5 protein-coding genes are annotated in these 4,671 nt (G+C 45.8%); 4 read left to right on the plus strand and 1 reads right to left on the minus strand.

The window, feature by feature from the left end; genetic code table 11:
* The first annotated feature begins 407 nt into the window (after positions 1–407).
* Positions 408–662 (plus strand): hypothetical protein, encoded by a 255-nt coding sequence (locus ACQY26_RS06415; RefSeq protein WP_428048315.1) that lies wholly within the window; start codon positions 408–410, stop codon positions 660–662.
* Between the two features lie 80 nt (positions 663–742).
* On the opposite strand, the gene ACQY26_RS06420 is transcribed toward ACQY26_RS06415, so the two are convergent.
* The gene (locus ACQY26_RS06420; protein WP_428048316.1) at positions 743–1,846 is read right to left on the minus strand and encodes a GMP reductase; all 1,104 of its coding nucleotides are present in this window, start codon (positions 1,844–1,846) and stop codon (positions 743–745) included.
* Positions 1,847–2,031: 185 nt separating this feature from the next.
* Here ACQY26_RS06420 and ACQY26_RS06425 point away from each other — a divergent pair, with 185 nt between their 5' ends.
* From ACQY26_RS06425 to ACQY26_RS06435, 3 genes are read left to right on the plus strand one after another with little or no spacing between them, the layout of a single operon-like run.
* The gene (locus ACQY26_RS06425) at positions 2,032–2,700 is read left to right on the plus strand and encodes a hypothetical protein (RefSeq protein WP_428048317.1); all 669 of its coding nucleotides are present in this window, start codon (positions 2,032–2,034) and stop codon (positions 2,698–2,700) included.
* 1 nt (position 2,701) lies between these two features.
* Positions 2,702–3,685, plus strand: coding sequence for an AAA family ATPase (locus ACQY26_RS06430; protein WP_428048318.1), 984 nt, complete (start codon positions 2,702–2,704; stop codon positions 3,683–3,685).
* Positions 3,685–4,665 (plus strand): DUF58 domain-containing protein, encoded by a 981-nt coding sequence (locus ACQY26_RS06435; protein WP_428048319.1) that lies wholly within the window; start codon positions 3,685–3,687, stop codon positions 4,663–4,665. Before ACQY26_RS06430 ends, ACQY26_RS06435 begins: the two co-directional genes overlap by 1 nt.
* The last annotated feature ends 6 nt before the right edge of the window (positions 4,666–4,671 follow it).

Below are 4,671 nucleotides of genomic sequence, written 5' to 3' on the forward strand. Positions count from 1 at the left end.
CCATAACTTTTTATTGATTAATGTAGGTCAGGCTTTGCCCGACAGATATCATAAATCGGCCCGCCAAGTGTGAGATGCCTTTGTTTTACTCCAGGTTGGTTGAGGTCAGTCTTTTATGCGGGCGGGGAGGAAAATGTATCAAAATAAATACTTGGCAAAAATCTTATTTTCGGCGTTGTTTGTCTTTGCTTTTGTTTGCCCGGGCTATACTTTTTGTGAAAGCGGCGCGGATAATACCGCCAAATACGCTTTAAAAGACGGCAAATGTATGGCTTATTATTGCAAAGCGGTGAACGAGCCTTATTGGCTAGGCGGAGGCGGCAACAACTGCGAAGGGATGTGTTGCTCCGCCCGATCCCGCTTATATAACTTGTTTAAATTCGGGAAGCACAGTCCGCGCATATATTATGCACAATAGTTCCAGTTTGCTTGGTACGCCTTATAATGCGGATTATTATTATGTAATAAAAGTTCCGCTGACAAGAGATCCTTCTGCTTCTTACGGAAGTTGTTATTCGTCTTATGTTGAGGCAACCGTTAATGTCTCCTCTTATGTAAGCGGAGCGAAAGAATATTCCTTGTCGGCGCAAGTCCCGTCCGGATGTAAAATGACTTGCACATACAGCTATTTGGATGTAGCGTCAAAAGGATGGAAGTCTTAATTGATTTAGAGGTTCACACCTCTCAACTAAACTAACCGCCCCGCCTCAGCGCAAGCCAAGGCGGGGTTTTTGTTGAATGTTTATTCCGCGCCGAAAATATTGTTAAGCTGCCTGTTGACGCGGTAAAAAGTGGCGCATTTGGGCATATCTTTTATGCGCTTCGCGCCGATATAAGTCATGGCGCTTCTTATTCCGCCCAATATGGAAAGCAATGTATGCTCCAAAGGCCCGCGGAAAGGTATTTCCACCACTTTGCCTTCGCTTGCGCGGTAGGTTTTCATTCCGCCGTAGAATTTTTCCTGTGCGTAGTCGGAACTCATACCGTAGAATTTTTTAAATTGCTTTTCCTTTATTTCGCAGGAAAGTTCTCCGTTTTCTTCAAAAGTAACTTCATCCGTTTTAAAGAATTTCGAGGAAAGTTCCCCGCCGCTTTCTTCATGCCCGGCCAGCATTCCGCCCAGCATTACGAAATCAGCCCCCGCGCATAAGCTTTTGCATATATCGCCGGGCACGGTGCATCCGCCGTCGGCGCAAATCATGCCGCCGACTCCGTGCGCCGCGTCCGCGCATTCTATAACGGTGGAAAACTGCGGCCTGCCCACGCCGGTAAGCTTGCGGGTCGTGCAAACCGAGCCCGGCCCTATGCCTACTTTTACTATGTCCACTCCGTTAAGGATAAGATCTTCCGTCATATCGCCGGTAACGACGTTCCCCGCCATAATAAGGGCTTCCGGCCAGGCCTGCCTTACTTTTTTGACGTATTGTATAAGATATGGCGAATATCCGTTTGCAACGTCTATGCAGATATTGTTTACGAGTTTGCTTTGCATAACCTCTTCAAGTTTTGCATAGTCGGCTTGGCCTACGCCGCTGCTTATAAAAATAAGGTCATTATTGACGAATTGTTCTTTATTGTTTTTGAGGAAGTTTATAAGTTCTTTGGCGTCATAATGCTTATGCAGAGCGGAAAATAAATTATGTTTCTGCAGGACGGAGGCCATTTCCATAGTGCCGGTTGTGGCCATATTGGCGGCTATAATGCCCGTGCCTTTTACCGAGGAGGGGCTCCATTTAAAATTATATTGCCTGATTATGTCCACTTGGGAGCGCGAGGCCAGCGTAGAGCGTTTCGGCCTTAAAAGCACGTCTTGGTAATCCAATTGGATATCATCGTAAATTCTCATAAAATCTCCGTTGCTTCGGGTATTTCGGCCTTAAGGGCCATTTGATATCATATAAAATTTAAAGCCGCGCCGCCCGAAAGCTTGAAAATCTGCGTTTGGCGCATATAATTTACATTGGCCCGCGCGTTTTTTGTATGGACAGAAACGGCAAAATTCTATAAGATATACGAAACGGAGGAATCTTTATGAAATCATTTATAGTTTTGCTGTTAATCATCGGGGGCGGGTATTATTGGTATACGCACGGGCTTTCTACCGTGATTGCCAAAGCCAATTTAAGCCCCAAAGAGTTTGTACAGGCCGGGAAATCCGCCAAGGCTGATTTGCCGGCCATAGCCGGTTTGCCGGAAATCGCGCCGGAACGTTCTTCCGGGCTTAAAATGAGCGCGCAGAACATGAATTTGGTGGAAACGACGGTATTTAATACTTATGATTCAAACGTCTGCTACGCTTATACGGAAATGATTTACGCTTCCGGCTCAGCCAATGCGCCGAAAGTTATAAACAAATATCTTTCCACTTTTACTTTGCCGGAAGAAAAAAATAAAATTCTTCCTTTAATAACGAAGTATAAAGATAAACAAAGCCTCAGGATTTTGGAAGATTTTATGAAGAGGGGCGTATTTTCCAGAAAGATGCTTTTAAAGAAAATATCGGAATATCATACCGAAGAATCCAAAGATGTGGTAAAACGCACTGCGGAAAATAATCTTTCCCCGATTAAGGAAGAAGCCAAAGAAATGTTAAACGAACTTATGAACTGGGATAAAGTTCCCACCGGGGACAGAGTTCCGGCGGCGCGCAGAGTAGCCGGTTTAATGAACAATCCTAACGCCAATCAGGGGGATATATAAGGTGAACATCAGCGAAATAAACAAAAAAGTGCAGGAAGAAAGCCTTTTTCTGCAGGATTTAAGACACGAAATCGCAAAAGTTATAGTCGGCCAGGAAGATTTGGTCGAAAAAATGCTCGTCGCTTTGATAGCGGACGGCCATATCCTTATTGAGGGCGTGCCCGGCCTTGCAAAAACTTTGACGGTAAAAACTTTGGCTCAGGCTTTAAGCGCAAGTTTTCAGCGTATACAATTTACGCCGGACTTGCTGCCTGCCGATATTACCGGCACTTTGATTTTTAACCCCAAAGAAGGCAGTTTTACGCCTAGAAAGGGGCCCGTCTTCGCCAATTTGGTTTTGGCAGACGAAATCAATCGTTCTCCCGCCAAAGTGCAAAGCGCGCTTTTGGAAGCCATGCAGGAACGCCAGGTTACGATAGGAGCGGAAACTTATAAACTGCCGGAGCCTTTCATGGTGCTGGCTACGCAAAACCCTGTGGAACAGGAAGGCACCTATCCTTTGCCGGAAGCGCAGGTGGACAGATTTATGCTTAAGCTTAAAGTCGACTATCCCAGCAAAGAGGACGAAAAAATCATTCTTGAGCGCATGAGCCTTGCCCATAAGCCGGAAGTACATTCCACGGTAAAGATTGAACAAATACTAAAAGCCAGGGAAGCGGCCGACTCCATTTACGTAGACGATAAAGTAAAAAATTATATAGTTGATTTGGTTTTCGCCACCAGGCGCCCGCAGGAATATAAGCTGGAAGATTTGGCCTCTTATATCCTTTACGGGGCAAGCCCGAGGGCGTCCATATTCCTTACGCAGGCCGCCAAAGCTTATGCCTTCTTGGACGGAAGAGGCTATGTAACGCCCGAAGACGTCAAAGAAATGGGGCCGGACGTTCTGCGCCACAGAATTCTGCTCAGCTATGAAGCCGAAGCGGAAAATGTTTCCACGGAAGATATTATAAAGAAGATATTTGCCACGGTTGAAGTGCCATAATGCAAACTTCGGATATTTTAAAACGTGTTCGCCGGATAGAAATACAGACCGGGAAGCTGGTCAGCGAAACTTTCGCCGGCGAATACTTAAGCGTTTTTAAAGGCCAGGGTATAGAGTTTGCCGAAGTAAGGCAATATATACCCGGCGACGACGTGCGTTCAATCGATTGGAACGTTTCGGCCAGGACGGGCGGGACTTTCGTAAAGAAATTCAACGAAGAGCGCGAACTCAGCCTTATAATAGCCTGCGACGTTTCCGCCTCGCAATATTTCGGCTCCACCGGCAAATTTAAAAGCGACGTCGTGGCCGAACTCGGCGCGATATTCGCTTTTTCCGCAATAAAAAATAATGACAAAGTGGGGCTTTTGCTTTTTTCCGATAAAATTGAACTTTATATCCCGCCTAAAAAGGGAAAACGCCACGTTTTAAGAATAATAAGGGAGTTGCTGGCTTTTAAACCCAAGAGCAAAGGCACCAATATTTCGCTTTGTTTGGACAGCCTCAACCGCATGATAAAACGCAAGGGCATATTGCTTTTGCTTTCCGATTTTTTGGCCTCCGGCTATGAAAAATCTTTTAAATTGGCCGCGCGGAAATTTGATTTGATACCCGTAGTCGTGCGCGACAGATTGGAATCCAAACTGCCCGCCCTGCCTGTTTTTATAGAGCTTGAAGCCTTGGAAAACGGCGGCAGGGCCATGGTAAATCTTTCTTCCAGGCAGGCCGGTTATATTACTGATGATAAAATATACAACAATGACGCCGCGCTGAGGCTTTTCTATCTTACGGGATGCCAATATATTCAGGTGGAAGCCGACGGCGACGTTATTCCGAAGGTAAGTTCGATGATCGTGGAGGAAGGCAGAGTGCAGGTAGTGCTCGATCCCGATTCCCTCGGCGAGAAGAAAGATCAGGTATACACGATATTCATCGACACAAACAAGCTTGACGTTGAAAGCGTCGAGATCATATGTGAATAAAAACTC

This window comes from Candidatus Proelusimicrobium excrementi (assembly GCF_937881865.1).
Taxonomy (GTDB): domain Bacteria; phylum Elusimicrobiota; class Elusimicrobia; order Elusimicrobiales; family Elusimicrobiaceae; genus Proelusimicrobium; species Proelusimicrobium excrementi.

What these genes read in the sequence shown, in the direction of transcription:
- ACQY26_RS06425 (WP_428048317.1), top strand. Translation starts at nt 2,032, where the DNA reads ATGAAATCATTTATAGTTTTGCTGTTAATCATCGGGGGCGGGTATTAT.
- ACQY26_RS06420 (WP_428048316.1), bottom strand. Translation starts at nt 1,846, where the DNA reads ATGAGAATTTACGATGATATCCAATTGGATTACCAAGACGTGCTTTTA.
- ACQY26_RS06415 (WP_428048315.1), top strand. Translation starts at nt 408, where the DNA reads ATGCACAATAGTTCCAGTTTGCTTGGTACGCCTTATAATGCGGATTAT.
- ACQY26_RS06435 (WP_428048319.1), top strand. Translation starts at nt 3,685, where the DNA reads ATGCAAACTTCGGATATTTTAAAACGTGTTCGCCGGATAGAAATACAG.